This window comes from Rhizobium sp. TRM96647 (assembly GCF_025780115.1).
Lineage (GTDB): Bacteria > Pseudomonadota > Alphaproteobacteria > Rhizobiales > Rhizobiaceae > Mycoplana.
The window spans coordinates 23774-50552 of sequence record NZ_JAOXHF010000001.1 but is presented as its reverse complement, the minus strand read 5'-3'; the positions used below and the strand labels follow the sequence as shown (position 1 = coordinate 50552).

20 protein-coding genes and 1 tRNA gene are annotated in these 26779 nt (G+C 65.8%); 8 read left to right on the top strand and 13 right to left on the bottom strand.

All coding sequences use genetic code 11. From position 1 onward, the window contains the following. Positions 1-71 precede the first annotated feature (71 nt). Entirely contained in the window at positions 72-629 is a 558-nt protein-coding gene (locus tag OCK02_RS00225; protein ID WP_230805742.1) for an HNH endonuclease, read from the top strand. Between the two features lie 104 nt (positions 630-733). On the opposite strand, the gene OCK02_RS00220 is transcribed toward OCK02_RS00225, so the two are convergent. Both OCK02_RS00220 and OCK02_RS00215 read right to left on the bottom strand, forming a co-directional pair. Further along, on the bottom strand, positions 734-1243 hold the full coding sequence (locus tag OCK02_RS00220) for a disulfide bond formation protein B (RefSeq protein ID WP_263811202.1): 510 nt from the start codon (positions 1241-1243) through the stop codon (positions 734-736). 16 nt (positions 1244-1259) lie between these two features. After that, the gene (locus OCK02_RS00215; protein ID WP_230805738.1) at positions 1260-1850 is read right to left on the bottom strand and encodes a YqaA family protein; all 591 of its coding nucleotides are present in this window, start codon (positions 1848-1850) and stop codon (positions 1260-1262) included. A gap of 231 nt (positions 1851-2081) precedes the next feature. On the opposite strand from OCK02_RS00215, the gene OCK02_RS00210 reads away from it, so the two are divergent. After that, positions 2082-2166: transfer RNA gene (locus OCK02_RS00210), tRNA-Leu, on the top strand. 138 nt (positions 2167-2304) lie between these two features. Here the strand turns inward: OCK02_RS00210 and OCK02_RS00205 are convergent. Together OCK02_RS00205 and OCK02_RS00200 are read right to left on the bottom strand one after the other, a co-directional pair. Continuing rightward, the gene (locus OCK02_RS00205; protein ID WP_263811201.1) at positions 2305-4734 is read right to left on the bottom strand and encodes a cadherin-like domain-containing protein; all 2430 of its coding nucleotides are present in this window, start codon (positions 4732-4734) and stop codon (positions 2305-2307) included. Positions 4735-5210: 476 nt separating this feature from the next. Then, a complete protein-coding gene (locus OCK02_RS00200; RefSeq protein WP_263811199.1) occupies positions 5211-6545 on the bottom strand; it encodes a dicarboxylate/amino acid:cation symporter in 1335 nt (444 codons plus the stop codon). 247 nt (positions 6546-6792) lie between these two features. Here OCK02_RS00200 and OCK02_RS00195 point away from each other — a divergent pair, with 247 nt between their 5' ends. Both OCK02_RS00195 and OCK02_RS00190 read left to right on the top strand, forming a co-directional pair. Next, positions 6793-8628, top strand: a complete 1836-nt coding sequence (locus OCK02_RS00195; protein ID WP_263811198.1) for an ATP-binding protein — start codon at positions 6793-6795, stop codon at positions 8626-8628. Further along, positions 8625-9974 (top strand): sigma-54-dependent transcriptional regulator, encoded by a 1350-nt coding sequence (locus tag OCK02_RS00190; protein WP_263811196.1) that lies wholly within the window; start codon positions 8625-8627, stop codon positions 9972-9974. The genes OCK02_RS00195 and OCK02_RS00190 overlap by 4 nt, the downstream gene beginning before the upstream one ends. Before the next feature lie 15 nt (positions 9975-9989). On the opposite strand, the gene OCK02_RS00185 is transcribed toward OCK02_RS00190, so the two are convergent. The 5 genes from OCK02_RS00185 to OCK02_RS00165 all read right to left on the bottom strand — a co-directional run bounded on the left by OCK02_RS00185 (position 9990) and on the right by OCK02_RS00165 (position 15153). Continuing rightward, positions 9990-10793, bottom strand: a complete 804-nt coding sequence (locus tag OCK02_RS00185; RefSeq protein ID WP_263811194.1) for an ABC transporter permease — start codon at positions 10791-10793, stop codon at positions 9990-9992. A gap of 13 nt (positions 10794-10806) precedes the next feature. Beyond that, positions 10807-11631 carry an ABC transporter permease gene (locus OCK02_RS00180; protein ID WP_263811192.1) on the bottom strand — a complete coding sequence of 275 codons (825 nt, stop codon included), beginning with the start codon at positions 11629-11631 and terminating at the stop codon, positions 10807-10809. Positions 11632-11867: 236 nt separating this feature from the next. Beyond that, positions 11868-12983, bottom strand: a complete 1116-nt coding sequence (locus OCK02_RS00175; protein ID WP_263811189.1) for an ABC transporter substrate-binding protein — start codon at positions 12981-12983, stop codon at positions 11868-11870. Between the two features lie 79 nt (positions 12984-13062). Continuing rightward, a complete protein-coding gene (locus OCK02_RS00170; RefSeq protein ID WP_263811187.1) occupies positions 13063-14136 on the bottom strand; it encodes an ABC transporter ATP-binding protein in 1074 nt (357 codons plus the stop codon). A 111-nt stretch (positions 14137-14247) separates the two neighbouring features. Then, positions 14248-15153, bottom strand: a complete 906-nt coding sequence (locus OCK02_RS00165; RefSeq protein WP_263811185.1) for a LysR substrate-binding domain-containing protein — start codon at positions 15151-15153, stop codon at positions 14248-14250. Between the two features lie 126 nt (positions 15154-15279). On the opposite strand from OCK02_RS00165, the gene OCK02_RS00160 reads away from it, so the two are divergent. Then, positions 15280-16857: an amidohydrolase gene (locus OCK02_RS00160; RefSeq protein WP_263811183.1), complete on the top strand. Its 1578-nt coding sequence runs from the start codon at positions 15280-15282 to the stop codon at positions 16855-16857. Between the two features lie 19 nt (positions 16858-16876). Next, positions 16877-17800, top strand: a complete 924-nt coding sequence (locus OCK02_RS00155) for a dimethylarginine dimethylaminohydrolase family protein (RefSeq protein WP_230805716.1) — start codon at positions 16877-16879, stop codon at positions 17798-17800. Between the two features lie 12 nt (positions 17801-17812). On the opposite strand, the gene OCK02_RS00150 is transcribed toward OCK02_RS00155, so the two are convergent. Then, positions 17813-19027: an adenylate/guanylate cyclase domain-containing protein gene (locus tag OCK02_RS00150; protein ID WP_263811182.1), complete on the bottom strand. Its 1215-nt coding sequence runs from the start codon at positions 19025-19027 to the stop codon at positions 17813-17815. A gap of 113 nt (positions 19028-19140) precedes the next feature. Here OCK02_RS00150 and OCK02_RS00145 point away from each other — a divergent pair, with 113 nt between their 5' ends. Both OCK02_RS00145 and OCK02_RS00140 read left to right on the top strand, forming a co-directional pair. Beyond that, positions 19141-19404: a BON domain-containing protein gene (locus tag OCK02_RS00145; RefSeq protein WP_230805712.1), complete on the top strand. Its 264-nt coding sequence runs from the start codon at positions 19141-19143 to the stop codon at positions 19402-19404. A gap of 83 nt (positions 19405-19487) precedes the next feature. Further along, positions 19488-21149 (top strand): AMP-binding protein, encoded by a 1662-nt coding sequence (locus OCK02_RS00140; RefSeq protein WP_263811179.1) that lies wholly within the window; start codon positions 19488-19490, stop codon positions 21147-21149. Between the two features lie 15 nt (positions 21150-21164). Here the strand turns inward: OCK02_RS00140 and OCK02_RS00135 are convergent, their stop codons facing one another. From OCK02_RS00135 to secA, 3 genes are all read right to left on the bottom strand, one after another. Further along, complete coding sequence (locus OCK02_RS00135) at positions 21165-22430, bottom strand: GNAT family N-acetyltransferase (protein ID WP_263811177.1); 1266 nt, start codon at positions 22428-22430, stop codon at positions 21165-21167. Position 22431: 1 nt separating this feature from the next. Next, a complete protein-coding gene (locus tag OCK02_RS00130; protein ID WP_263811174.1) occupies positions 22432-23850 on the bottom strand; it encodes a lipopolysaccharide biosynthesis protein in 1419 nt (472 codons plus the stop codon). A gap of 201 nt (positions 23851-24051) precedes the next feature. Continuing rightward, the gene (secA, locus tag OCK02_RS00125; RefSeq protein ID WP_230805705.1) at positions 24052-26769 is read right to left on the bottom strand and encodes a preprotein translocase subunit SecA; all 2718 of its coding nucleotides are present in this window, start codon (positions 26767-26769) and stop codon (positions 24052-24054) included. Between the last annotated feature and the right edge of the window lie 10 nt (positions 26770-26779).

Sequence of the window (26779 nt, the reverse complement as noted above, 5' to 3'; positions counted from 1 at the left end):
TCTGGCTTCACAATGCTGTAACAACGGGCCTAATATAGAGGTGCAGATGCCGAATCGGTCAGGAGAATCACTTGACGATTTCAGTTTCACCACAGGCCCTGCCGGCGCTCGTCCTGAACGCTGACTACAGGCCGCTGAGTTACTATCCCTTGTCGCTCTGGTCCTGGCAGGATGCGATCAAGGCGGTTTTTCTCGACCGTGTGAACATCATCGCGGAATACGAACACTCGGTCTCTTCGCCGAGCTTCACCATGCGGCTGCCGAGCGTCGTCAGCCTGAAGACCTATGTGCAGCCTTCGCGCCATCCTGCCTTCACGCGGTTCAACGTGTTCCTGCGCGACCGGTTCGAATGCCAGTATTGCGGCTCGCCGGATGATCTGACCTTCGACCATGTCGTTCCGCGCGCGCATGGCGGGGAGACGACCTGGTGCAACGTCGTCGCGGCCTGCTCGCCCTGCAACCTGCGCAAGGGCAGCAAGCTGCCGAAGCAGGCGGGCATGTTCCCCCACCAGCGACCCTACCAGCCGACGGTGCAGGACCTGCACAACAACGGCCGTCTCTTCCCGCCGAACTACCTGCACGAAAGCTGGATGGACTACCTCTACTGGGACGTCGAACTGCAGCCCTGACAGGGCGCCGTTCCCCGTGGGCCGAAATCCGGTGTCGCTATGGCGCCGGCAAGGCGGCATGGGGCGCAAGAGCGATACACCGCGGCGCCGCTCGGATCTGCGGTTTATCTCTTCGCGCGCACGCCGGCGAAAGCAATTGCCGCCAGGATGAGGCTTGCGATCACGTTCCAGCCGGCGAAGGACAGGCCGAGGTAACGGAACGAGGCTTCGGTGCAGGACGGCGGCTTCTTGGCGTCGAGGTCGCCGAGCAGGTCGCCGGCACTCGGCGAAATGCCCTGGGCCGACGTCGCACAGCTCGACGGGCCCTCCCAGAAGCCCCACTCGGCGCCGGCATGATAGACGCCCATGCCGGCGCCGACGAGCATCATTACGCCCCCGACAAGCAGCAGCCCCCGCGTCAACCATGGCGGGCCGCCGAACGCAGCCGAAACGGCCGCCAGCACGGCGACAGGAATGCCGTAGTAATAGGGCAGCCGCTGCAGCAGGCAGAGCGCACAGGGGATATAGCCGCCGATATGCTCGAAGCCGAGCGCGCCGCCGACGGTGGCGGCCATGCCTATGGCGAGGAGAACAGCGTAGGGCAGGGAGGGCTGATGTCTGAGGGCGGCGGGCATGGCGGGCATTCCTGGTTCAGGCGGCGACGTAACGGTAGGCGACATAGAGCGCGATCAAGAGGCCGGCGCCGACGCCTGCAATCAGCCCCAGTTGCTTGTCGATGAAGTCGCGGATCGGCGCGCCATAGCGGCGAAGCAGCCAGGCAAGGAAGAAGAAGCGCGCACCGCGGGCGACGATGGCGGTGATGATGAACAGGCCGAGATTGATGTTGACGGCGCCTGCGAGGATGGTCACGACCTTGATCGGCGGCAGGTGGGTCAGGCCGGAGGTGATGAGGAGCAGCACCAGGGCCTCGTAGCCGACCGAGGCGCGCAACTGGTCAAAGGCTTCGAGCTTTCCGTAGAACTCGAGCACGGGCTTGGCCACCGCCTCGAAGGCGTAGTGTCCGAGATACCAGCCCGCGATGCCGCCGAGCACGGAGGCGACGGTCGCAATCAGCGCATAGCGCCAGAGCCGTTCGGGACGGGCAAGCCCCATCGGCAGGAACAACACGTCGGCGGGGATCAGAAAGACGGAGCTTTCCACGAAGGCGATGACGGCAAGCCAGGCTTCGGCCGACTTGCGTGCGGCGAGCGACATGGTCCAGTCGTAGAGGCGTCGGAGCATGAATGGGTTCCGGTTCAAGGGGTTGCATCTTTTTAACAGCTCCGCCCCTGTTGTAAATGTCACTGCGGCCGCACTATGGCCGGAGCGGCCGTGTGCCGCAGAGAACTGTGGACCCGTCGTCGCGACATTGCCGTTCACCGTCAGGCTCCGCAGCCCTGCGCATCGGCGGTTCTGGCGACTTGCGCGCCGGCTCGCCGGCGTGGTAGACGCCTCTCTGTCACCTGCTGCAATGCCCCATTGGCGGAACTGGTAGACGCGCTCGACTCAAAATCGAGTTCCGAAAGGAGTGCTGGTTCGATTCCGGCATGGGGCACCAGCGGCGATCTTCAGCATTAATTTTTTTGAATTTCCGGCTTTCAACAGCCGAGCCATCCAGCCGAACGTGAAGTCGCGGCCGGATGACAGGGATTCGCTTGGGGCGGCCGGCAGCGATCTGCCGCCGGCGCAGGCAACCTCAGAGGATGAAATCCCCCTTGGTCAGGTCGATGATGCCGGTCAGTTCGATCTGGAAGTCGGCGCGGTGGTCGCGGTCGGTGTCGCCGTAGACGATGGTGCGGTCGTTCTTCGTGCCCTTCTCGTCGAAGATGCGGAAGATCAGTTCGCCAGCCTTGCCGGTGAAGTCGTTCGTGCCACGCCAGACGAAGTCCTGGTCGCCGGAGCGCGTGCTGTTGGCGTCGATCTGAGACAGGTCGAGCTTGTCCCGGGCGTGGACGAAGTCGGTGACGGTGTCGCGCTTGTCGTTGCCGAGACCCGTATCCTTTGTCGAGGTGAAGACGAAGGTATCGCGGCCGGAGCCGCCGGTCAGGGTGTCGACGCCGGAGCCACCGGTCAGCCGGTCATCGCCGGAGCCACCGGTCAGGCGGTCGTTGCCGGCGCCGCCGATCAGGCGGTCGTTGCCGGCGCCGCCCGAGAGGATGTCGTTGCCGCCCCGGCCGTAGAGAATGTCGTTGCCACCCTTACCGTAAAGGGCGTCCTTGCCCGAGGAGCCGTTGAGCTTGTCGTTGCCGGAGGTGCCGTGTTTCGCTTCCATCACGTCGGTGACGGCGACCTTGAAGGTCTGCCAGTCCTCGTGCTTCGTGCCGATCGAGGGGTCGTCGAGGCGCACGGTGACGTTCAGGGAGGGGTTGGTCTCGTAGTCGAGCTTCGCCCCCTTCTTCAGCCACAGCGCGCCGTTCTTGATCTCGAACAGCTTCGCGTCGCTGCCGGCGAGCGACAGCTTGTTGTTGCCGCCGTCGGGGTCGGAGATCTCCAGCGTCGCCACCTTGCGCGCCGAGGCGGTCGAGGCGTCCTCGGCGATCTTCCGCAAGGTCTGCGTGGCGACGAGCTCCGGTGCGTCGTTGACCGGGGTGACGGCGAAGCTGAAGGTCCGGGCGACCGGCGTCGAGCGGTCCTCGTTGCCGTCCTCGACGGCGACCTTGAAGGAGGCTTTGGTCGATTCGGCACCGGAATGGACGAAGCTGACCTTGCCGCTCGCAAGCTCGGCGCCGGTGAAGCTGGTCGCAGCCTTGCCGTTCACCTGGACCTTGCCGTTCGAGGCGGCCGAGACGGTGAAGCGGACGCCGGCGGTGCTGTCGTCCGGATCGGAGAAGTTGAGGTCGGCGGTGGTGATCGTGTAGCTGCCGCCTTCCTTCACCGTGGCCTTGAGATCGCCGGTGAGCGCCGGCGCGTCGTTGACCGGGGTGACGGCGAGGTTGAAGGTGCCGGCGACCGGCGTCGATCCGTCCTCGTCGCCGTCCTCGACGGCGACCTTGAAGGAGGCCTTGGCCGATTCGGCGCCGGAGTGGACGAAGCTGACCTTGCCGGCGGCGAGCTCGGCACCGGTGAAGCTGGTCGCGGCCTTGCCGTTCACCTGCACCGTGCCGTTCGAGGCGGCGGAGACGGTGAAGCGGACATCCGAGGGGCCGTCGTCGGGGTCGGAGAAGTTGAGGTCGGCGGTGGTGATCGTGTAGCTGCCGCCTTCCTTCACCGTGGCCTTGAGGTCGCCGGTGAGCGTCGGCGCGTCGTTGACCGGAGTGACGGCGAGGTTGAAGGTGCCGGCGACCGGGGTCGAGCCGTCCTCGTTGCCGTCTTCGACGGAGACCTTGAAGGAAGCCTTGGTCGATTCCGAGCCGGAGTGGACGAAGGTGACCTTGCCGGCGGCGAGTTCGGCGCCGGTGAAGCTGGTCGCGGCCTTGCCGTTCACCTGCACCGTGCCGTTCGAGGCGGCGGAGACGGTGAAGCGGACGCCCGCGGCGTCGTCGTCCGGATCGGAGAAGTTGAGGTCGGCGGTGGTGATCGTGTAGCCGCCGCCCTCCGCCACTGTCGCCTCGAGGTCGCCCGTGAGCGTCGGCGGGACGGGGACGCCCGCCACGACGATATCGTCGATGACGAAGGCGATATCGGGCGCGCCGTCCGGCTGGACGATGCGAAACGTGTCGATCGACTGCCAGAATTTACCCTGCAGCGTTACTGTTGTGTTGACGAAGTCCGTGACCGTGAAGTCCTGGTGGCCAACCTCCACCCCGTCGGCATAGCCGACCACGCGGACGGTGTCGGAGAAGACATCGTTCTCGGCTTCTCCCATGCCGTAATTGTCGATCTGGAAGCTCTTGAGCCAGAACTTCTCGCCATCGGTGGCGGCAAACTCCGCTGCAGCGACTGTCCCGAATGTGCCGAGGACACGCAGACCGTAGTCGGTCGAATCCACGAGGACGGATTCTTCCGGATCGCTGATGACATCGAGAAACTCGGTGTCGGGCGAGCCGACATTGCCGTTCTCGTCCAAAAGTCTGATCGTCCAGTTTCCGATCGTTCGCTCGCTGCCGCCGAGGCTCGAGGTATTATCGCCGTCCGTGTCGTCCGTAAGCGAGATGTCGTCGAAAATAAGGGACTCCGGTGTGGCCATGATGCGACGTCTCCTCAAGGGTCGGGCGGGTTGATCGGGGCGGCGCGGTCGGTCGACCGGAGCCTGCACTTGCTGTCGTCCCGCCTTGCGGATGACGCCGCGCCTGTAGCGGCGACTGTGCGGGATGCCGGACGTTCTCTCTCCACCTAGGGTTATACGCAGGGACTGTCCGGAAACGAACACAGCCAATGGGCGAAAACCCCTCTCCCTCACCACCGCCTATGAAGTGGGTGGGATGACCTACCCATGAGGTACACCGGCGGCGGAAGGGGAGGGGACGGGCTATGGCAAAGGCCGTAGACGGGCGCCTTGGTCAGCGACGACGCACCCTTGCGTTGCGTCCAATGCGTTAGCCGTGTGATTCCTAGTGCGCGGCGTCCAAGCCGATGCGGAACTGTGGGTGCAGAAACGACGAATGGCCCGCCGCGGGTGCGGCGAGCCATTCACGGAGACTGCGGCCTCTTCCCTGGGAGGAATTACTCTGCGGGCTGGAGCGCGCCGGTGGGCTGCAACAGGCCGTTGCCGCTGCGTCCGCCCAGGGCGCTGTCGAGCTTTTCGACGTCGAGCTCGTTTTCCCAGCGGGCCACGACGATGGTGGCGACGGCGTTGCCGACGAAGTTCGTCAGCGCGCGGCATTCCGACATGAAGCGGTCGATGCCGAGGATCAGCGCCATGCCGGCGACCGGGACGGCGGGGACGACGGAGAGCGTTGCCGCCAGCGTGATGAAGCCCGCGCCGGTGATGCCCGCAGCCCCCTTGGAACTCAGCATGGCGACGAGCAGCAGCAGGATCTGGTCTGCGAAGGAGAGCTGGATGTCGACGGCCTGCGCGATGAAGAGCGCCGCCAGCGTCATGTAGATGTTGGTGCCATCGAGATTGAAGGAATAGCCGGTGGGGATGACAAGGCCGACGACCGAGCGCTTGCAGCCGGCGGCTTCCATCTTCTGCATCAGCCCCGGCAGGGCGGCTTCGGAGGAGGAGGTGCCGAGCACGAGCAGCAGTTCCTCTTTGATGTAGCGGATCAGCGCCACGATCGAGAAGCCGTTGTAGCGGGCCACTGCGCCCAGCACGACGAAGACGAAGAGCAGCGAGGTGATGTAGAAGGTGGCGATCAGGAAGGCGAGATTGGCGATCGAGCCGATGCCGTACTTGCCGATGGTGAACGCCATGGCGCCGAAGGCGCCGATCGGGGCCGCCTTCATCAGGATGGCGACAAGGCGGAAGATCGGCGCAGTCAGCGCGTTCAGGAAATCGGTGACCGGCCTGCCCTTCTCGCCGACCATGCCGAGCGCGACGCCGAACAGCACGGAGAAGAACAGGACCTGCAGGATGTCGCCCTCGGCAAAGGCGCCGACGATCGTCTGCGGGATGATGTTCATCAGAAAGCCGGTGATGGTGCTTTCATGCGCCTTGGTGGCGTAGGTGGACACAGCACTCGCATCGAGCGAGGCCGGATCGATGTGCATGCCGGCGCCCGGCTGGACGACGTTGGCGACCAGCATGCCGATCGCCAGCGCCAGCGTCGAGAAGGTCAGGAAGTAGATCATCGCCTTGCCGGCGACCCGGCCGACCTTCTTCAGGTCGGACATGCCGGCAATGCCTGTCGCCACGGTCAGGAAGATCACCGGTGCGATGATCATCTTGACGAGACGGATGAAGGCATCGCCGAGCGGCTTCAGCGAGGCGCCGAGCTCGGGAGAGTAGTGGCCGAGCAGGATGCCGGCGGCGATCGCCACCAGAACCTGGAAGTAGAGATGCCGGTAGAAAGGCAGGGTCTCGCGCTTGATCGCGCCGTCAGTCGAAATCTGCATGTCATCCTCCGTTGTGCCCCAACCGGAATCCGGCCTCCCGGGGCGTACAGTTATGTCGGGGAATGGTTCAGCAAGCGTCGTGCCAGTTGCCTGATGCCGGTATAACATGTTGAAATAATATCTCTTTATGGATAGACCGGTGAACTCAGCCATTCTCATTTGTGCGATATTCCGCACGCTCTATCTTGCCGGTCGTGCGTTTTAATGCACATAGTAGCCGATGGATCGGATTGCGCCTGCGACACTGATGACCGGTTCCCCGGTCGGCCGGCTCCGCCTCGCCTGGGCGGCATTCGCCGCTATGTCGGCCCTGCTCGTCGCGGCTGCGCTGGTCGCTGCCGGCATCTATGGCCGCGCCAGCGCGCTGTCCGCCCTGGAAGGGCAGGGACTGACCGATGCCAATATCAAGGTCGCCCTTCTGCGGGCGGTGCTGGAACGCCCGCGGGCGGTGCCGCTGCTGCTGTCGCTGGACCGCGACGTGCAGGACGCGCTGGCCCAGCCGACGCCCGGAAACCGCGACCGCCTCAACCGCAAACTGGAGCAGCTCGTCCAGGCCAGCAGCGCCTCGGTCATCTACGTGACCGATGCCAGCGGGCTGGCGATCGCCTCGAGCAACTGGCAGGAGCCGGACAGTTTCGTCGGCAACAACTATGCCTTCCGGTCCTATTTCACCCGCGGGATGGCGGAGGGGAAGGCGGAGCATTTCGCGCTCGGCACGGTCAGCAAGCGGCCCGGGCTCTACATTTCCGAACGCGTGGGCGATGCGGCCGACCCGCAGGGCGTCGTCGTCGTCAAGATGGAGTTCGACGGGCTGGAGCGGGAGTGGTCGGATGCCCGGCGCCCCGTCTACGTCGTCGACGACAACGACGTCGTCCTGATCACCAGCATTCCGTCGTGGCGGTTCATGACGACGCGGGCGATTCCTGCCGACAGTCTTGCGGCGATCCGCGAAAGCCTCCAGTTCGGCGATGCTCCGCTCGTTCCCCTGCCGATCGCCGAGCGGCGCACCGTCGGTCCCTACAGCGAGATCATCACGGCGGTCCTGCCCGGCGGTGGCAGCGCCGACTACTTGCGGATCCTCGTGCCGGCCGCATCTACACCCTGGCGGCTGGGCTATCTCGTGCCGATGCAGCCAGCGGTCGCTGCAGCCGTCCGGGAAGCACGGATGATGGCGCTTCTGACGCTGGTGCCGCTGCTTGCGGCCGCCGCCTTCTGGCTCCGCCGCCGCCAGAAGGGACTTGCCGCGATCGCGGCTGCGGAAGAGGCGCGGTATGCGCTGGAACAGCGGGTGGAGGAGCGGACCGCCGACCTCAGCCACGCGCGCGACCGGCTGCAGGCGGAGATCGCCGAGCACCGGTCGACCGAGACGCGGCTGCAAACGGTGCAGCAGGAACTGGTGCAGGCCAACAGGCTGGCGATCCTGGGGCAGGTGGCTGCGGGCGTGGCGCATGAGATCAACCAGCCGGTCGCGACCATCCGCGCCTATGCCGACAACGCCAAGGTCTTCCTCTCACGGCAGCAGGCCGGCACGGCGATCGAGAACCTCGACCAGATCGCCGGCCTGACGGAGCGCATCGGCGCGATCACCGACGACCTGAAGGCGCTGGCGCGAAAGGGCAGGACCGGAGCCGAACCGGTAAACCTGCGAGAGGCGATCGAGGGCGCGGTGGAGCTTCTCAGGAGCCGCTTTGCCGGCAGCCTGGAAGCGCTCCGCATCGATCCGTCCGCGCAAGGGCTGTTCGTTCTCGGAAACCGGCTGCGGCTCGAGCAGGTGTTCATCAACCTTTTCCAGAACGCGCTGGAGGCCGTGGCAGGTCGCTCCGACCCGATCGTGTCGGTCTCGATCAAGGTAGCGGACGACATGGTCGCGGTTTCCGTCGCCGACAACGGGCCCGGCATCGCGCCGCAGGTGATGGCGGAGCTGTTCTCGCCCTTCAACTCGTCGAAGGAGAGGGGCCTTGGGCTCGGGCTCGTGATCTCCAAGGACATCGTGGCCGACTATGGCGGCCGGATCGAGGTCCGGACCGAACCGGACGGCACCTGCTTCACTGTTCATCTCAAGCCTGCGGGAGAAAGCCCATGACGATCCCGGTGCATCTCGTCGACGACGACCGGGACCTGCTGCGGGCGACGGCACAGACGCTGCAGCTCGCCGGTTTCGATATCACGACCTTCACGTCGGGCCGGGAGGCGATTGCGGCGCTGGACGAGGATTTTCCCGGCGTCGTCGTCTCGGACATCCGCATGCCCGGCATGGACGGGCTGGAGCTCTTTGCGCAGATCCAGGGGCTCGACGCGGAAATCCCGGTGGTGCTGGTGACGGGCCATGGCGACATCGCGATGGCGGTCAAGGCGATCAAGGACGGGGTCTACGACTTCGTCACCAAGCCGTTCGCCACCGACCGGCTGATCCAGTCCGTCCGGCGGGCGGCGGAGAAGCGGTCGCTGGTGATGGAGAACCGCAGGCTGCGCGCCGCGGCGCGCGACGTGGAGGGCGACCTGCCGCTGATCGGCCAGTCGCGTGCCATGCTGCGTTTGCGTGACATGCTGCGGCAGATTGCCGATACGGACGTCGACGTGCTCGTCACCGGCGAGACCGGCACCGGCAAGGAGGTGGTGGCGACGCTGCTGCACCGCTGGAGCCGGCGGGCGAAGGGCCATTTCGTGGCGCTGAACTGCGGCGCGCTGCCCGAGCAGGTGATCGAGAGCGAGCTCTTCGGCCACGAACCCGGCGCCTTCACCGGCGCGCAGAAGAAGCGCATCGGCCGCATCGAACATTCGAGCGGCGGCACGCTCTTCCTCGACGAGATCGAAAGCATGCCGCCGGGGAGCCAGGTGAGGATGCTGCGGGTACTGGAGATGCGCGAGGTGACGCCGCTCGGCACGAACGAGGTGCGGCCGGTGGACCTGCGCGTGGTCGCCGCCGCCAAGGTCGATCTCGGCGACCCCGTGCAGCGCGGGGACTTTCGCGAAGACCTCTACTACCGGCTCAACGTGGTCAGCCTCGCCATTCCGCCGCTACGCGAGCGGCGGGACGACGTGCCCCTGCTGTTCGGCTATTTCGTCGAGCGGGCGGCAAAGCGTTTCGGCCGCGACCTGCCGCAGCTTTCGGCCGCTGTCAGCCGGCATCTGTCGGAGCATGCCTGGCCCGGCAACGTGCGCGAGTTGTCGCATTTCGCCGAACGCGTCGTGCTTGGCATGCAGCCGGAGAAGGCGTCCGGTGCGGGGAAGGCGGCGGCGGCCGAAGCATTGCCGCTGCCGGAACGGCTGGAGCGCTTCGAGGCGGAGATCATACGGGAAACGCTGAGATCGCACGGGGGCGACGTGCAGCAGTCGCTTGCGGCTCTCGGCGTGCCGCGCAAGACTTTCTACGACAAGCTGCAGCGTCACGGCATCGTCCGGAGCGACTACGCCGGCAAGAAGGGCTGAGCGGCCGGCCCGGTGCTATTGCCGCTTCGCCGCCAGCGCCGTGATCGCAGTCTTGCCGAGGATCACGGCGATCACGACGACGATCAGCACCACCGAGATCGCGGCAATCGCCGGGTCGATATTGTCGCGCAGGCCCATCCACATCATCCGCGGCAGGGTGACGGCGTTGACCGAGGTGATGAACAGGGTCACGCCGATCTCTTCCCAGGACAGCACGAAGGCGAGGAAGAAGGCGGTCAGCAGGCCGAAGCGGATGTTGGGGACGATCACCCGGAAGATGCGCTGGAAGACGCCGGCGCCGAAGCCGCGGGCGGCGAGGTCGATGCGGCGGTCCACCTGGGCCAGCGCCACCATGATGAGGACGACGGCGAAGGGCACGATCATCACCGAATGCGCCAGCGCCACACCGAGCGTTGTGTCGTAGCCGACCAGGCCGTTGAGGCGGGAGAGCGACGTCAGGAAGAAGTAGAGCGTGATCGCCGAGACGACCGGCGGGGCCACCATCGGCATCAGCACGAAGCCGATCAGGAGGCTCGCGATCCAGGGGCGGTAAATCCACAGGCCGAGGCTGAAGGCGAGCGCCAGCGCCGTCGAGATCGCCGCACTCAGGAGCGCGATGCGGACCGACAGCAGGGTGGCCTGCAGCCAGGCCGGGTTGTCGACGAGCGCCTGGTAGTGGCGCAGCGACCAGTTGCCGCTCGGCATGGTCAGGAACCGGGCGGGCGTGAAGGACACGGGGACCACGGCAAAGAGCGGCAGCAGCAGGAAGATCGCCACGAAGGCTGCGAGGACGAGGGCGGGGGGGCCGGGCTTGTACATGGGACGACCTCGCTCAGCTCAACATGCTCTTCGGGCGGGCATAGCGCATCAACAGGCCGAGCAGCAGTCCGACGACCACCATCATCAGCACGCTGATCGCCGCTCCCAGTCCCCAGTTCGGGCTCTGGAAGATGCGCAGGTAGATCAGCTCCGCCGCCATGACTGACCGGCCGCCGCCCAGGATCGCCGGCGTGATGAAGAAGCCGAGCGAGAAGACGAAGACGATGATGGCGGCACCGAGGACGCCCGGGGCGGTCATCGGCAGGAACACCTGCCAGAAGGTGCGCCCGCGCGAGGCGCCCATGCCGCGGGCAGCGAGCAGCACGCGCTCGTCGAGACTGCGCATGGCCGAGGCGATCGGGAAGACGGCGAAGGGAATGAGGAAATGGGTCATGCCGAGGATGACGCCGAATTCGTTGCGCACCAGCGTCAAGGGTTCGGAGATCACCCCGAGTTGCGTCAGCCAGGTGTTGATAAGCCCGCGATTGGAGAGCAGCGCCACCCAGCCGAAGGCGCGCGTCAGCACCGAAATCCAGAAGGGAATGAGGATGCAGACTTCGGCGGCCAGCCGCTGGCCGGGCGTGCCCCGCACCCAGACGAGCGCGATCGCATAGGCGGCGACCACCGCAAAGACGGTGACGAAGAGGCAAATGCGGAAGGTGCGCAGGAAAACCGACAGGATCAGTTCGTCGGTCAGGGCGTTCGCGTAGTTCTGCAGGCCCGGTTCGGGCAGTGTGAAGCTCCAACTGACGACACCGAGAAACGGCACGACATAGGCCGCCGCGAGGAAGAGCAGGAGCGGACCGACGAGCAGGGCTGGCTTCAGGATGTCACGCATTGTCTGTTCCTTTTCGCCTTGTCAACGTTCTGCCGTGAAGCCCCCTCATCCGGCCCTGCGGGCCACCTTCTCCCCGGGGGGGGGGGGGGAGAAGAGGGAGATCGTGATGCCGGACTGCCCCGAGCTCCCATAGGGCCTGCGACAATTGCAATCGGCGTTCGGCGAGTGCGGCGACTACCCCTTCTCCCCGTCGGGGAGAAGGGGGCCGAAGGTCATGAGGGGGCCTTCGGACGGGGTCAGGCCGAGATCACCTTGGTATAGGCGTCGAGGGCGGGGCCGTAGTTGGTTTCGTACCAGGCCATGTCGAGGGGGATCTGCTTGGACATGTTGGCCGGATCCACCGGGTTGAGGCGCGCCTGCTCGGGATTGAGCAGGGCGTCGGCCGCCGGATTGGCCGGTCCCTGGCCGAGCATGTCGAACATGATCACCTGCTTTTCGGGAACCTGCGCGGAAGCGATGAACTTCATCGCGTTTTCCTTGCCGCCCGGATTGCCCTTGATGACGCCCATGGCGCCCGGCGAAATCAGGCCCTGGTCCCAGACGAATTTGATCGTGTCGCCGGAATCCTTCTCGATCAGGCTGGCGCGGGTGGACCAGATCAGCGCCATCGAGGCTTCGCCGTTCAGGAGCACCGACTGGCTTTCCGAGCCGCCGCCCCAGAAGGAGACTATGTTGTCCTTGAAGTCGGCGATCTTCTTGTGGGCGCGGTCGAGGTCGAGCGGATAGAGCTTGTCGGCGGGGACGCCGTCGGCGAGCAGCGCCGCTTCCCACATGCCCGCACCCCACTTGTAGAGCGAGCGCTTGCCGGGGAACTTCTCCACGTCGAAGAAATCGGCCATGCCCGTCGGCACCTTGTCGCCAAACTTCGAGGCGTCGTAGGCGATGATGTAGGAGAAGAAGTAGGAGGAGGCGGCATATTCCCAGCCGAAGCCCGGGCGCATCTTGGCCTTGTCGACGATCGCATAGTCGATCGGCTCCATCATGCCCTTCTTGCCGAGCGCTTCTGCCGAGAAGGGATCGATGTCGACGATGTCCCAGGTGGGGGAGCCGCTTTCGAACTGCGCCTGGACCGCACCCTCCGTCGGGCCGGAGCCGTCCTGCTTGACAGTGATGCCGGTCTCCTCCTTAAAGGGCGCGCCGTAGGCCTTGTCGTAGGCCGTTCCCGCATCGCCGCCCCAGTTGACGAAGACGAGTTCGTCGGCGGCGGCCATGGCGCCCTTGGCCTTCAGCGCGGCCGGTGCGCCGACGATCAGGAACGCGGCGATCTGAGCGAAGCGGCGGCGCGATATCTCCCCTCGCGCGACTTTCTTCTCCAGGATTTCAAGGCAATCTTTCTCGAAACGGTCAGTCATGTTGTTCACCTCATATTGTTATGATTGGCATGCTTGATTTCGATCGTCCGGATTTCGCCTGAGCGAGCCCGCCAGGCTCCTAGAGGAAGTAGCCCTGCTCCTCCTTCCAGCTGACCCAGGCGTGACTGCCCGGAACGAGGTTCGGCGTCGCGGCGTGCGTCGGCGTTTCCAGCACCAGCGAGGGGCCGGCGTCCACGCGCGCGGCGAAGCGGGTCATCGGTCCGAGATAGGTGACGGTCTCGATCATCACCGGCAGCGCGTTGCCGGCGGCCGGGCGCTCGGCGGAAAGCGCCATGTGCTCGGGGCGGATCGCGAGGTGGGCGGTGGGCGCGCCGGCGGCGCGGGCGATGCGGATCTGCTGCTCGCCGCAGCGGGCCACCGCGCCGTTGCCGTTCATGGCGGCGCCGGCCAGCGGCAGGATGTTGATGTCGCCCAGGAATTCGGCAACGAAGCGGTTGGCGGGGCGCTCGTAGATGTCGCGAGGGCTTGCCACCTGCTGCAGTTTGCCCTGGTTGAAGATCGCGACCCGGGTCGACAGCGCCAGCGCCTCCGACTGGTCGTGGGTGACGAAGACGAAGGTCGTTCCCGTCTCCTGGTGGAGGCGCCGGACCTCGTCCTGCATGGAGCCGCGCAGGTTCTTGTCGAGCGCCGAGAAGGGTTCGTCGAGCAGGAGCACCGAAGGGCCGAAGACCAGCGCGCGCGCCAGCGCCACGCGCTGCTGCTGGCCGCCGGAGAGATCGGCGGGCCGCTTCTTCTCGTGGCCGCGTAGGCCGACGCGATCGATCATGTCGTCGACGCGGGACTGGATCTCCGCTCCCGGCCGCCCCTGGATCTGCAAGGGAAAGGCGATGTTCTTCTCCACCGACATGTGGGGAAAGAGCGCGTAGCCCTGGAAGACCATGCCGAAGGCGCGCTTTTCCGCCGGAAGGCGGGTGATGTCGGCGCCGTCCTTGAACAGCGTGCCGGATGTCGGCCTGTCGAAGCCGGCAAGGATCATCAGGAAGGTTGTCTTGCCGGAACCGGACGGCCCAAGAAGGGTGAGGAACTCGCCGCGGCCGATCGTCAGGGAGATATCGTCGAGGGCGTGGAAGTCACCATAGGCCCTGCCAATTCCCTGAGCGGTCAGTTCAGCCGCCTGCTTCGCGATCTGCATTAGCCGTCCCTCGTTCGGCGAAGACAGTACGAAGCAAGCCCGGCGAGCACAAACAAATTATTTTACTCCGCTCGGCAAATGAAATTCACCAAAGGGAGGCCCGTTTGGTAGCTATGCGGCCATCGGCCCTGCGTCATTTTTCATCACCTCTTCCCGAAGCCAGTCGGCAAAGGCGTTGACCGAGGACGTGTCCGCCTTGGCGTCGGAGACGACGAGATAGTAGGCGTTGTTCGACTTGATCTTGATGTCGAACGGGCGGACGAGCATGCCGTTGGCCATGGCGCCCCGGCAGATGAACTCGTCGCCCATCGCCACCCCTTGCGCCGACATCGCGGCCGAATAGACGAGGTTCATGTCGGAGAAGGTGATGCCGCTTCGCGAAAGCGCGGGGTCGACGCCGGCGACCGTCAGCCAGTTCTCCCAGTCGGCGTCGTCGACGAGATGCAGCAGGCAGGCTCTCTGCAGGTCGGCGGGATCGGTGAGGCTCGTCACCTTGTTCAACAGGACCGGGCTGCACAGCGGCGTAAAGTCCACCTCCTTCAGGAGCTCCACCTGCATGTCGGGCCAGTAGCCCGTGCCGAAGGCGATGAAGACGTCGACATCCGGGTTGCTGACGTCGTCCAGCCGGTGCGGGGTCTGGATCGTCAGCCGGACGTCGGGGTGCGCCTCGCGGAAATCGGAGATCCTGGCGCACAGCCAACTCGAGGCGAAGCCCGGTGTGCAGCAGACGTTGATAGTGCCGCTCACGCCCCGGCTGGCGTGGCGGGCGGCCGAGCCCGAGATGGTGTTCAGGGCGCGACGGACGTCGAGCGCGTAGCCCATGCCCTGCTCGGTCAGCTCGATCCGTGTTCCCACCCGGTTCAGGAGCTGGAAGCCGAGGTCGCGCTCCAGCAGCCGCAACTGGTGGCTGACGGCGCTGCGGGTCAGGTTGAGCTCGTCGGCGGCCTTCCAGACGGAGCCGTGGCGGGCGAAGCTGTCGAGCGCCCGCAGGGATTGCGTCGAGGGAAGATGTCTCATGCCGCCGGCTCCATCTCGCCGTTCAATTCGTGAGCAAAGGTGAACGGAATTTGTCGATCGTTGGAAGATATTTCACTTTTTCGGAATTTCGAAGTGCGTTGTAGTGGCCGGTGCAAGGAGAACGACATGCCCCGCTCTGCCGCCCAGTCCCACGCGCTCGATCATCTGGATGCCATGCGTGGCGAGCTCTCGGGCTGGACCGCGACGATCTTCGATTTCGGCGAGACCGCATGGCGCGAATATCGCTCGGCCGAGTGGTACGTGCGCACGCTTCGCGCCCATGGCTTCTCCGTCGAGGAGGGGTCCGCCGGCATGCCGACGGCCTTTGCCGCCACCTGGTCGAACGGGCCGGGTCCTTCAATCGGCCTCTATGCCGAATACGACGCCGTGCCCGGAAACTGCCAGGCGGCAGCGACGAGCCGGAAGCCACGCGAGGGGCTGTCGGTCCATGCCGGCGGTCACACAGATCCGCATTCGGGCCTCGGGATCGCCGGCCTCGGCGGGCTGTTGGCGACGAAGGCGGCGATGGAGCGATACGGCATCGCCGGCACGCTGCGCTTCACCGGCGAGCCGGCGGAGAAGGTGCGCGGCTCCAAGCCGATCCACGCGGCGAAGGGCTATTATGACGGGCTGGATGCGATCCTGTCCTTCCATCCGTTCTATATGCTGCCGATGTGCAACACGGTGCGCTGGGATACGCATTGCGGCGCGGCCTATTCGATGATCTACCGCTTCGTCTGCGACGAGCCGGAAGCGTGGCTGCGCGAGGCGCATGACGGCGCGCCGATCCCGCAGTCGCATTCGGCCGTACGGGCGCCGGGTGCGAACGATGCGCTGATGACGATGTACCAGTCGTCCAAGGCCCTGCGCGATTCCATGCTGCCGCATCAGGGAGGCTGGTCGATCAGCGAGGCGATCCTGACGGCGGGGCAGGCGACGGCGGACAATCTTCCAGCCGGCCTCGCCGAGATCCAGTACATGATGCGCGTGCCGACCGTCGCCATGGCTGAGCAGGTGACGGCGGTGCTCGACAGAAATGCGCAGGCCGCTGCCGACATGACCGGCTGCCGCTTCGAACGGCACTGGGTCTGCAAGTCGCGCGCCGGTCTCGCCAACCATGCGATGGCCGGCCTCGTCTGGGAGGCGATGCAGGACGTGGGCGCGCCGGGCTTCGGCGAGGAGGCCCGCAGCGTGGCGCGCGCGATCCAGAAAAATTGCGGTCTCGAACCGATGGATCGACCGTTCATCGATGAGCTGGAGCAGTTGATCGCGCCGCAGGAGGCGGAGGCGATCCTGCGCCGCGACCTGCCGCCGTCGCAGCGCAATTCGACGTCGGACGACTATACCGACATGTCCTGGCATGCGCCGCTCGCCCGCTTCTATGTCGCCCGTCCGGCGCTGAGGGCGCCCGCCGGATATCGCTATCCGGCCTGGGTGATGAATGCGCTGGGCGGCATTCCGGCGACGATCGACCCGATGGTGACGACCGCCGCCAAGATCCTCGCGAGTTCCGCCCTGCGGCTGCTGGAGGACAAGGCGGCGCGAAAGGCGGCGATGGACGAGTTCCGGGAGCGCACCGGCGGCGGGGTCGGCGGCAGCAGGTGGATCGCGCCGCTTTGCGACTACGACCCGCCGACCGGTTTCCGCTGGCCCGAATATGTCACCACGCCGCGCGGCCGCGACTGGTGGATCCCTTCCCTATGAACGCCTGGAGAAAACGACGATGACGGCACTGTTCAACGAACCCTTTTCCCTTCAGCGGCGCAATCTCAAGGGTGGTACGGAACGCCTGAAGAACTGGGGCTTCCGCAACGAGATCGACAGGCTGACCGACGTGCTGCTCGGCTCGCCGGCCTATCTTAGGCACATGGCGACATCGTCGCTGTCGCGCAAGCACCTGCGTGAGAACCCCTGCAACATCCAGGTGGCGCAGGCGCAGCACAAGGAACTCGTTTCAGCCTACGAGCATTTCGGCGTCCGCATCCACTGGCACGAGCCGACGCCGGAACTGCCGATGCAGGTCTATTCGCGCGATTCCTCTGTCATGACACCCTATGGTGCGATCATCACCGCGATGTCCCAGCCCTGGCGGCGCGGCGAGAATTATGCGGCGATCCGCACCTATGAGAAGCTCGGCGTGCCCATCTACGACATGGTGACGGCCGGCACCTTCGAAGGCGGCGATTTCAACGTCATCGAGGACGGGGTGGTGCTGATCGGCTGCGGCGGGGCGCGCACCAACGAGGACGGGGCCCGCCAGGTCAAGGACTGGTTCGACAAGGAGGGCTGGGAGACGCGTCTCGCCTTCATCGACGAATACTACGTGCATATCGACCTGATGGTCGTGCCGATCGCCGAGAAGCTGACGGCCGTCTGCCTCGACTGCACCGATCCGGCGATCGTCACCTGGCTGAAGGACAAGGGCCACGACATCGTCAACGTGCCGTTCCCCGACACGATGGCGCTCGGCTGCAACTTCATGTCGCTCGGCAATGCCAAGATCATCGCGCCGACCTCGAGCAAGGTGCTGATCGAGCAGCTCAAGGCGCGGGGCTTCGAGGTCGCGGCCGTCGACACGGCGGAAATCTCCAAGACGGGCGGCGGCATCCATTGCATGGCGCAGGCGCTTCGTCGCGAGGCCGCTTGAGCCACAGCGCGGCTATCGCCTCTCCGGGTCGATCGTGAAGAGTTCGGTTGCGCGGCCGACGCCGCGCAGCGCGTAGCGGCCGAGCGACACCATCTCGGCGATGCGGTCGTCCGGGCACGCCTCCACGAATTCGCGCGACATCAGGACGTCCCTGTCGACCGAGGTGCAGAGCTGCGAGATGCGGCTCACCTGATTGACCGCCGGGCCGACCACGGTGAAATCCAGGCGCGTCTGGCTGCCGATGTTGCCGTAGAGCACCTCGCCGACATGGAGGCCGAGATAGACCTCGGTCGCGGGCATGGCGGCGGCCATGCGCCGGGCATTGAGCTCGCCGAGGTTCCTGTGCACGGTGCGTTCGGCATCGAGTGCCGCCACGCAGTCCGCATGGCGGTCGCCGGAGCGGAAGATCGCGAGCACGCCGTCGCCGATCAGCTTCAGCACGCTGCCGCCGTGGTCGTGGATCGCGTCGATGACGAGCCCGGCATAGTCGTTCAGGAAGGGGATGATCTGTTCGGGCTCGGTGCGGTCGGAGATGCTGGTGTAGTTGTGCAGGTCGGAGAACCAGATCACGGCGTCGATCTTCTCGACCGCCCCGCGGCTGATCTGCCCGCTCACCACCTTCCGTCCCGCGTCGCGGCCGAGATAGACGTCGGCGAGCGTGCCGATGATCCTGATCGACGACACGCTTTTGATCGCGAGCGCCAGCGTGGGCACCAGATAGCGCAGAGCGCGAAGGGCGCTCTCGCTGAACCCTTGCGGATCGCGGGTCGTCCAACTCGAGAACAAGGCGTCCATCTCGCCCACACGGCCGTTCTCGGTGAAGCGGTGGATCATGGCGATATAGTCGGTGTGCCCGGCCTCCCGCAGCTCGCGCATGTTCGAGAAGTCCGTCGGTGCCCCGCGCAGGAAGGGGCGGTGGATCTCGTCGATGTCCCCCGTCATCAGGTGATAGAAGACCGAGGCGCGCCAGGATTCGAGCGCGCTGCCCTCGGTGCTCGCCTCGTATTCGCGGACGGCGTCAGGCACGGGACCGGTGCTCTCCCAATGGAACGCCCGGCCCTCGAAGTCCGGATGCAGGGTATCGATGATCGCAAGGACGCGGTCGATCGGAAGGCCCCTGACGTTGCAGCGTTCGCAGAAGCCGGTGATGAGGTCCGCCTCGTCGGTGCCGCGATAACCCTCCTGCGATAGCCAGAGGTTGATGTCGTGCAGGTCGCGATCGTCCATGGGATGTCAACAAAAGCGAGTGATGGATCCTTGACTATGCAGGATTACAGGAAAAATCACCATTGCATATCGATTGGCCGGCGGCCCATGGCTGAGAACCTCAGGAGGGGGAAATGGTCTTCAAGGAAGGGACGTTTCACGGTGAAATCCCCGAGCATTTCGACGGTCCGCACCCAGCCGTGCTGGAAACGGCTGTGGCGGACGCGCTCGCTGCTGCCGGCACGGTCGACCCTTCCGATATTGCCGTGACCTGCGAAAACGGCGTGGTCTACCTGACCGGGCGCGTCGGCTCGGCGGAGGAGATCGCCCGCGCGATCGATATCGCCCATTCGGTGGCGGGCGTGCGCGCAGTGAAATCCAGGCTCGCCGCCGGTTGAGCCCGGCCTTCATCGTAGCGGGAGCATTGCGGCAGGTCCTTGCGAAATGCTAGTGCAATGCAGCGAGGAGGCTGCGTTGCACCATGCTTGCAGAACGCACGACATATGAGGCGCTCTACAGCGACTTCCGCTGGGAGATCCCCGAGCGGTTCAACATCGGCACTGCGGTCGCCGACCTGTGGGCCGCGCGCGAGCCTGATCGCGTCTGTCTCCAGCATTTCTGTCCCGACGGCCATCATCAGAGCCTGACCTACGGCGCGCTTGCCGGACGCTCGTCCGCCTTCGCCGCCGGACTTGCGGCAAGCGGTGTGCGCCGGGGGGATCGGGTCGCGATCCTTCTGCCGCAGGGCTTCGAGACGGTGATCGCCCATGTTGCGCTCTACAAGCTCGGCGCGATCGCGCTGCCGCTGGCGCTTCTGTTCGGCGCGGAGGCGCTGGAGTTCCGGCTGCGGGATGGCGGCGTCAGGGCGATCGTCACCAATGCCTTCGGCCGCGAACGGCTCGCCGGCATCCGGGACCGGCTCGAGGAGCTCTCATTGGTGGTCCTGATCGATGGCGAGGCCGGGGAGGGCACTGTTTCTTTCGAGGCCCTTGAGGCTGCGGGCGGGGCGTTTACGCCGGTCGACAGCAGCCCGGACGATCCGGCGCTGATGATCTACACCTCCGGCACCACCGGGCCGCCGAAGGGGGCGCTGCACGGGCACCGCGTACTTCTCGGCCACGTGCCCGGCTTCCAGATGCACCACGAGTTCCTGCCGCAGCCCGGCGACCGGATCTGGACGCCGGCGGACTGGGCCTGGGCCGGCGGCCTGCTCAACGCGCTTTTGCCGGCGCTTCTGCTGGGCGTACCCGTCGTCTCCTCGCCGGGGCAGAAATTCGATCCGCACATGGCCTATCGGATCATGGCGGAGATGAACGTTCGCAACGCCTTCATCCCGCCGACTGCACTGCGGCTGATGAAGAGCGTGGAGGAGCCGCTGAAGCGCTACCGGCTTAACCTGCGGACCATCGGCACCGCGGGCGAATCGCTCGGGCGGGAAACCTGGGATTGGGTGCGCCGGACGCTCGGCATCACGATCAACGAATTCTACGGCCAGACGGAATGCAACATCGTCATCGGCTCGATCGGCAGTCTCGGGGTGTCGCGTCCCGGGCCGATCGGCAAGGCCGTGCCCGGCCACACCGTCGCCATCATCGATGCCGAGGGGTGCACGCTGCCGCCGGGCAGCGCCGGTCAGATCGCCGTTCGCCGTCCGGATCCGGTGATGTTCCTCGGCTACTGGAACAACGAGGCGGCGACGGAGAAGAAGTTCGTCGGCGACTGGATGACGACCGGCGATCTCGGGCGGATGGACGCGGAGGGCTATATCACCTTCATCGGCCGGGACGACGACGTCATCACCTCGTCCGGATACCGCATCGGTCCGAGCGAGGTGGAGGATTGCCTGGCCGGTCATCCGGCCGTGCAACTCGCCGCGGTCGTCGGCAAGCCGGATCCGGTGCGCACCGAGATCGTCAAGGCCTATGTGATGCTGCGGCAGGGGTTTTCGGCGAGCGAGGCGCTTGCGGCCGAGATCGGCGCCTGGGTCAAAATGCGGCTGTCGATGCACGAATATCCGCGGGAGGTGGCCTTCGTGGACAGCTTGCCGCTGACGACGTCCGGCAAGGTCATCCGCCGCTTCCTGCGCGAGCGTGCCGTGGCGGAGACGCAGGCGGCGGCCACCGCCGGCGCCTGCGGTGTTTGAGACCTGCTGCGCGCCTCAGCGCTTGGCGAGCGCGCGGATCTTGTCACGCAGCATGCGGGCCACGTTTCGGGTGTTACGGTAGAGGTGCAATTGCGTGGCGACCTGGCGGACGTCGCGGTCGCCGTTCTGCTGCAGACCGATGACGAGCGTTCCCATCTCCTCGCGCTCCTCCCAGAACCGGCTCATCACCGGATGGTCCGGCACGGCGCAACTGTCGGAGCGGACGATATTGGCATCGTCGAGATGCCATTCCGTCAACTGCGCCACCAGCAGCTTGCCGGGCGAGAAGCGGGCGAAGGCCTCGTCATAGGCCGTTTTCCACGTATAGGCCTCGCCGCCGGCGAGGAAGACGATCATCGAGGCGATCGCCTTGCCGTCGAGGTCGAGCGTATGGATGCGCACGCTGTCGGTCTCGGCGAGGTTGGTGATCGCCTCCCGGGCAAAGGCGGCACGATAGCGGTCGTTGATCATCGCCGTGCGGCCGCGTCCCTTCCAGCCGGCCGCCTCCAGCAGCAGGAACTGCTCCATCCTAAGGCGGATTTCCGACGGCTGTCGGGCAACGTGGTAGGAGAGTTCGCCCGTCTCCTCGAGCTTGCGCCACTGGCGCTGCAGTTCGCGGAAGTGCTGTGCCGAGATCGCCTGCTTCAGGTAGGTCGGCCCGTCCTGCAGGCTTTCGAGCATGGGCCGCACATAGGTGTTTGCGATCGTCAGCGGCAGATTGCGGCCGATGGCGACGGCGCGGGCCAGCGCCGCGAAAGCGCCGTTCAGCCGCAGGTCGGGCAGGACCAGGACCGGCGGCAGGCCGTTTCCGGGTCGCGCCAGCGCCTCGAGGAGGTTGTCGATGGTCTCGGCCGCGTCCTCGGTATCGACGAGCGGCGTGCCCAGCGGTCCGAACGGGTTCGACCAGCCGCGGATGATGGCCGTGCCCATGGAGAAGCCGGGCCGTTCGACCGAGAAGGGCATCAGGAAGCGGATGCGGCTGCGCCGCTCGTCCTCGTCCCGGATCAGGGAGAGGCGGACGGTGCGATCCTCGAGCCGGGGCATGGCGGGCGCGAGGAAGCGGCCGGTGAAGAAGACGTTCGGTTCCAGCGCCCGGTTGGCGAGGTAGTCGAGTTCCTGCTGCAACTCGTAGCCGGCCATCGCCGGATAGAGCGAAAGCGACCGCCCGGGCCGGCCGACGGCGATGCGGTGCTCGGCTGGCGGCGCCTGCGGCGCGGCCAGATGGGATGCGCCCTGTGGTGCCCCAACGCCCTCGCTGCCGGATCCGTTGATGAAGGTCATGTCAGTCTGCCTTGTCGTGGCGTGTCGCGGCGCTGATCGGCGCGGCGAACGCGAAAATGGTGATGCCCAGCATGCGGCGGACGGCGGCGAAGAGCAGGGCTGCCTCGAGCGCCATGGCGCCAGCCGTCGCGACGGCGGCGCCGTCGATGCCGAAGGGCGGGATGAGGGCGATGTTGAGGCCGATGTTGGCGGCGAGCGCAACCGCATAGAGCCACATGCACAGCTTCTGCTGGCCGGCCATGGTCAAGAGCACCTCGCCGGGGCCGACGGCGGCCTTGGCGAGGATGCCGGCTAGCAGGATCACCATGACGCCATAGCCGGCGGTAAAGGCCGGGCCGAACAGGGACAGCAGGAAATCGCCCACGAGCAGCACGGCGAGGCCGACGGCCAGCGACGGCCAGAAGCTCCAGCGGACGGTCTCGCCGGCAAAATGCGCCAGCCCGGTGCGGTCGCCCTGCCCGTAGAGGGCGGAAAAGCGCGGTGCTGCGGCTGCCTTGACGGAAAAGAGGACGAAGTGGACGAGCGCCATGGTCTTGGCGGCGGCGTAGTAGATCGCGACGCTCTCCGGATCGAGGACCAGCCCGACCACGATGACGTCGGAATTGGTCAGCAGGAAGCCGAAGCCCTCGATCAGGAAGATCGGCAGGGCCACCCGGATCCAGAGGCCGAATTCGAGGCGGCGCGGCCCGTCCAGATAGGCGCGGCGAAGCCTTTGGCTGACATTGAAGAACTGCACGACCGAGGTGAGGTAGGTGGCGGCCAGGGCCGCGGCCATGGCGGTGACCGCCGTATGCGGCGCGCCGAGACGAACGGCCGCGACGAGGAAGACGAGGATGAGCAGCGGACGGACGAGGTAGGTCGGGCTCAGCGCCACGACGGCCCAGCTGTGCGCACGCGCCGTGCCCTCCAGCACATCGCCCAGCGCGATCATCGGCAGGCAGAAGATGCCGAGATAGACGGGCACCACGTAGTAGCTCTCCAGATGTGCGGAGAACAGCCACAGGCCAAGCAGGCCGGCCAGTGCCAGCAGGCTGGAGGATAGGATCGAGAACGTGTGGGCCGCAGCCGTCAGGCCACGAATCTCGGCATGGGCGCCGTGGGCGCTGTATTGCGGCAGGAAGCGCACGACGGTGGAATGGAAGCCGAGGCAGGAGAGATTGCCGAAGATGACGACCAGCACCCAGACGAAGACGAAGATGCCGTATTCGAATTCGCCCATCATGCGGGCCATGATGATCTGGGAGACGAACGCGATCGCAGCGCTGGCGACGCGGATGGCGAAGGCGATCAGCGCCATGCGCTGGGCGAGATTGTGCGGGCCGTCGCCGGCAAGAATCTCGCCGAGACGGCGCGTCAACGGGGCCACCTTGCGGCGTAGACCGTTTGGCAGCAGTTTTTCTGCCGACTGAATCACCGCCATGAACACAGCTACCCGGACAATCACGCAATACGCACGCGGCAGTCTTGCCAGATCAGGGTTAACAAAGCGTGGGCGGGGTTTGCCAGGAGCGGCGGGTACGGGCGCGCCGGGCTTCGGTCGCAGGGGATCTCTCGTCCGCCCCGGAAACGACGATGCCGCCCGAAGGCGGCATCGCTCAACGCTCATGTCGGCCGACCAGGATCAGGCCTGCTCGAAGACGCCGTGGCAATGCTTGTATTTCTTGCCCGAGCCGCAGGGGCAAGGTTCGTTGCGGGCGACCTTGCCCCAGGTGGCGGGGTCCTGCGGGTCGCGGTCCTCCGGGTTGACGCCGACGGCCATGAAACCGCCTTCGCCGAAATCGTCCTCGCCGGTGGTGCCGTCGATGTGATGGCCTTCCATGACGGGCAAGGCGGGGGCCGGAGCCTCGGCCGCCTCGCGGACGAGCTCGACGCGCATCAGTTGCGCGGTGACCGTCTGGCGCAGGTTCGCCAGAAGCGCCTGGAACAGCTCGAAGGCCTCGCCCTTGTATTCCTGCAGCGGGTCGCGCTGGGCATAGCCGCGGAACCCGATGACGGAACGCAGGTGGTCGAGATTGACGATATGCTCGCGCCAGAGATGGTCGATGGTCTGCAGCACCACGGACTTCTCGACATAGGCCATGATCTGAGGGCCGAAGCGCTCGGTGCGCTCGGCAGCGGCCTGGTCGGCGGCGGTCCGGACGCGCTCGAGGATATCGGCCTCGTCGATCCCTTCCTCGGCCGCCCACTGTTCGACCGGCAGGTCGAGATTGAGGTACTGGCCGACGCCGTTCTTCAGGCCGGCGACGTCCCACTGCTCGGCATAGGCGTTTTCGGGGATGTGCAGCTTGACGAGGTTCTCGATCACCTCGTGGCGCATGTCCTCGACGATCTCGGTGATGCTCTCGGCATCCATCAGCTCGAGCCGCTGCTCGAAGATGACCTTGCGCTGGTCGTTCAGCACGTCGTCGTACTTCAGGAGGTTCTTGCGGATGTCGAAGTTGCGCGCCTCGACCTTCTTCTGCGCCCGCTCCAGTGCCTTGTTGATCCAGGGATGGACGATCGCCTCGCCTTCCTTGAGGCCCAGCTTCTGCAGCATGCCGTCCATGCGGTCGGAGCCGAAGATGCGCATCAGATCGTCCTGAAGCGACAGGTAGAACTTGGAGCGTCCGGGGTCGCCCTGGCGGCCGGAACGGCCGCGCAGCTGGTTGTCGATGCGCCGGCTTTCATGGCGTTCCGTGGCAAGGACGAAGAGGCCGCCGGCGGCGAGCGCCTTTTCCTTGAGCTGCTTCACTTCCTCGGTGATCGCCTGCTTCCGGGCCTCGCGCTCGGGGCCGGCCTCCATGTCGGCGAGCTCGCGCTCCAGCCGCATTTCGAGGTTGCCGCCGAGCTGGATGTCGGTGCCGCGGCCGGCCATGTTGGTGGCGATGGTGACGGCGCCGGGCACGCCGGCCTGGCTGACGATGTAGGCTTCCTGCTCGTGGTAGCGGGCGTTGAGAACCTGGAAGTCCTTGACGCCGGTCATCTTCAGGCGCTCGGCGAGATATTCCGACTTCTCGATCGAGGTCGTGCCGACCAGGATCGGCTGGCCGCGCCTCTGCGCGTCCTTGATTTCCTCGATGATCGCCTTGTACTTCTCCTCGACGGTTCGGTAGACCTCGTCGTCCTCGTCCTTGCGCTGGATCGGCAGGTTGGTCGGGACCTCGACGACCTCGAGGCCGTAGATGTTGCCGAATTCCTCGGCTTCCGTCGCCGCCGTGCCGGTCATGCCGCCGAGCTTTTCGTACATGCGGAAGTAGTTCTGGAAGGTGATCGAGGCGAGCGTCTGGTTCTCGGGCTGGATCTGCACCTTTTCCTTGGCTTCCAGCGCCTGGTGCTGGCCTTCCGAATAGCGGCGGCCGGGCATCATGCGGCCGGTGAACTCGTCGATGATGACGATCTCGCCGTTGCGGACGATGTAATCCTTGTCGCGGGTGAAGAGCTTGTGGGCCTTCAGCGCGTTGTTGATGTGATGGACGATCGCGACGTTCTCGACGTCGTAGAGCGATTCGCCCTTCAGCAGGCCTGCCTCGCGCAGCAGGTTCTCCAGCTTCTCGGTGCCGACTTCGGAGAAGTTCGCCGAACGCTGCTTCTCGTCGATCTCGTAGTCCTCCTCCGACAGCATCGGGATGAAGGCGTCGATGGTGATGTAGAGATCGGAACGGTCGTCGAGGGGGCCGGAAATGATCAGCGGCGTGCGCGCCTCGTCGACGAGGATGGAGTCGACTTCGTCGACGATCGCGTAGAAGTGGCCGCGCTGGACCATCTGGCCGCGGTCGTACTTCATGTTGTCGCGCAGATAGTCGAAACCGAGCTCGTTGTTGGTGGCGTAGGTGATGTCGCAGGCATAGGCCTCGCGGCGCTGGTCGTCGTCGAGTCCGTGGACGATGACGCCGGTCGACAGGCCGAGGAAGCCGTAGATCTTGCTCATCATGCCCGCATCGCGCGTGGCCAGGTAGTCGTTGACGGTGACGACGTGGACGCCTTTGCCGGCAAGGGCGTTGAGATAGACTGGCAGGGTGGCCACCAGCGTCTTGCCTTCGCCGGTCTTCATTTCGGAGATCGACTTCTCGTGCAGGATCATGCCGCCGATCAGCTGGACGTCGAAGGGGCGAAGCCCGAGCGCGCGGACCGCGGCCTCGCGTGCAACGGCAAAGGCGGGTACGAGCAGGTCGTCCAGCGTCTTTCCTTCGGCAAGCTCCTTACGGAACTCCGCCGTCTTTGCGGCCAGTTGTTCGTCGGAAAGCGCCTTTGTCTCGGCTTCGAGGGCATTGATGGCGGCGACCCTGTCCTTGTAGGAGCGGACGCGGCGCTCGTTTGACGAGCCGAACAGTTTGCGGGCGAGACCGCCGAGGCTGACCATCAGGATGGTC

Excerpts from the sequence above, each read along its gene's own strand:
- OCK02_RS00205 (WP_263811201.1), bottom strand. The coding sequence starts at position 4,734 with ATGGCCACACCGGAGTCCCTTATTTTCGACGACATCTCGCTTACGGAC.
- OCK02_RS00195 (WP_263811198.1), top strand. The coding sequence starts at position 6,793 with ATGACCGGTTCCCCGGTCGGCCGGCTCCGCCTCGCCTGGGCGGCATTC.
- OCK02_RS00180 (WP_263811192.1), bottom strand. The coding sequence starts at position 11,631 with ATGCGTGACATCCTGAAGCCAGCCCTGCTCGTCGGTCCGCTCCTGCTC.
- secA (WP_230805705.1), bottom strand. The coding sequence starts at position 26,769 with ATGGTCAGCCTCGGCGGTCTCGCCCGCAAACTGTTCGGCTCGTCAAAC.
- OCK02_RS00220 (WP_263811202.1), bottom strand. The coding sequence starts at position 1,243 with ATGCCCGCCGCCCTCAGACATCAGCCCTCCCTGCCCTACGCTGTTCTC.
- OCK02_RS00190 (WP_263811196.1), top strand. The coding sequence starts at position 8,625 with ATGACGATCCCGGTGCATCTCGTCGACGACGACCGGGACCTGCTGCGG.
- OCK02_RS00135 (WP_263811177.1), bottom strand. The coding sequence starts at position 22,430 with ATGACCTTCATCAACGGATCCGGCAGCGAGGGCGTTGGGGCACCACAG.
- OCK02_RS00170 (WP_263811187.1), bottom strand. The coding sequence starts at position 14,136 with ATGCAGATCGCGAAGCAGGCGGCTGAACTGACCGCTCAGGGAATTGGC.
- OCK02_RS00175 (WP_263811189.1), bottom strand. The coding sequence starts at position 12,983 with ATGACTGACCGTTTCGAGAAAGATTGCCTTGAAATCCTGGAGAAGAAA.
- OCK02_RS00145 (WP_230805712.1), top strand. The coding sequence starts at position 19,141 with ATGGTCTTCAAGGAAGGGACGTTTCACGGTGAAATCCCCGAGCATTTC.
- OCK02_RS00185 (WP_263811194.1), bottom strand. The coding sequence starts at position 10,793 with ATGTACAAGCCCGGCCCCCCCGCCCTCGTCCTCGCAGCCTTCGTGGCG.
- OCK02_RS00150 (WP_263811182.1), bottom strand. The coding sequence starts at position 19,027 with ATGGACGATCGCGACCTGCACGACATCAACCTCTGGCTATCGCAGGAG.
- OCK02_RS00130 (WP_263811174.1), bottom strand. The coding sequence starts at position 23,850 with ATGGCGGTGATTCAGTCGGCAGAAAAACTGCTGCCAAACGGTCTACGC.
- OCK02_RS00215 (WP_230805738.1), bottom strand. The coding sequence starts at position 1,850 with ATGCTCCGACGCCTCTACGACTGGACCATGTCGCTCGCCGCACGCAAG.
- OCK02_RS00155 (WP_230805716.1), top strand. The coding sequence starts at position 16,877 with ATGACGGCACTGTTCAACGAACCCTTTTCCCTTCAGCGGCGCAATCTC.
- OCK02_RS00165 (WP_263811185.1), bottom strand. The coding sequence starts at position 15,153 with ATGAGACATCTTCCCTCGACGCAATCCCTGCGGGCGCTCGACAGCTTC.
- OCK02_RS00200 (WP_263811199.1), bottom strand. The coding sequence starts at position 6,545 with ATGCAGATTTCGACTGACGGCGCGATCAAGCGCGAGACCCTGCCTTTC.
- OCK02_RS00140 (WP_263811179.1), top strand. The coding sequence starts at position 19,488 with ATGCTTGCAGAACGCACGACATATGAGGCGCTCTACAGCGACTTCCGC.
- OCK02_RS00160 (WP_263811183.1), top strand. The coding sequence starts at position 15,280 with ATGCCCCGCTCTGCCGCCCAGTCCCACGCGCTCGATCATCTGGATGCC.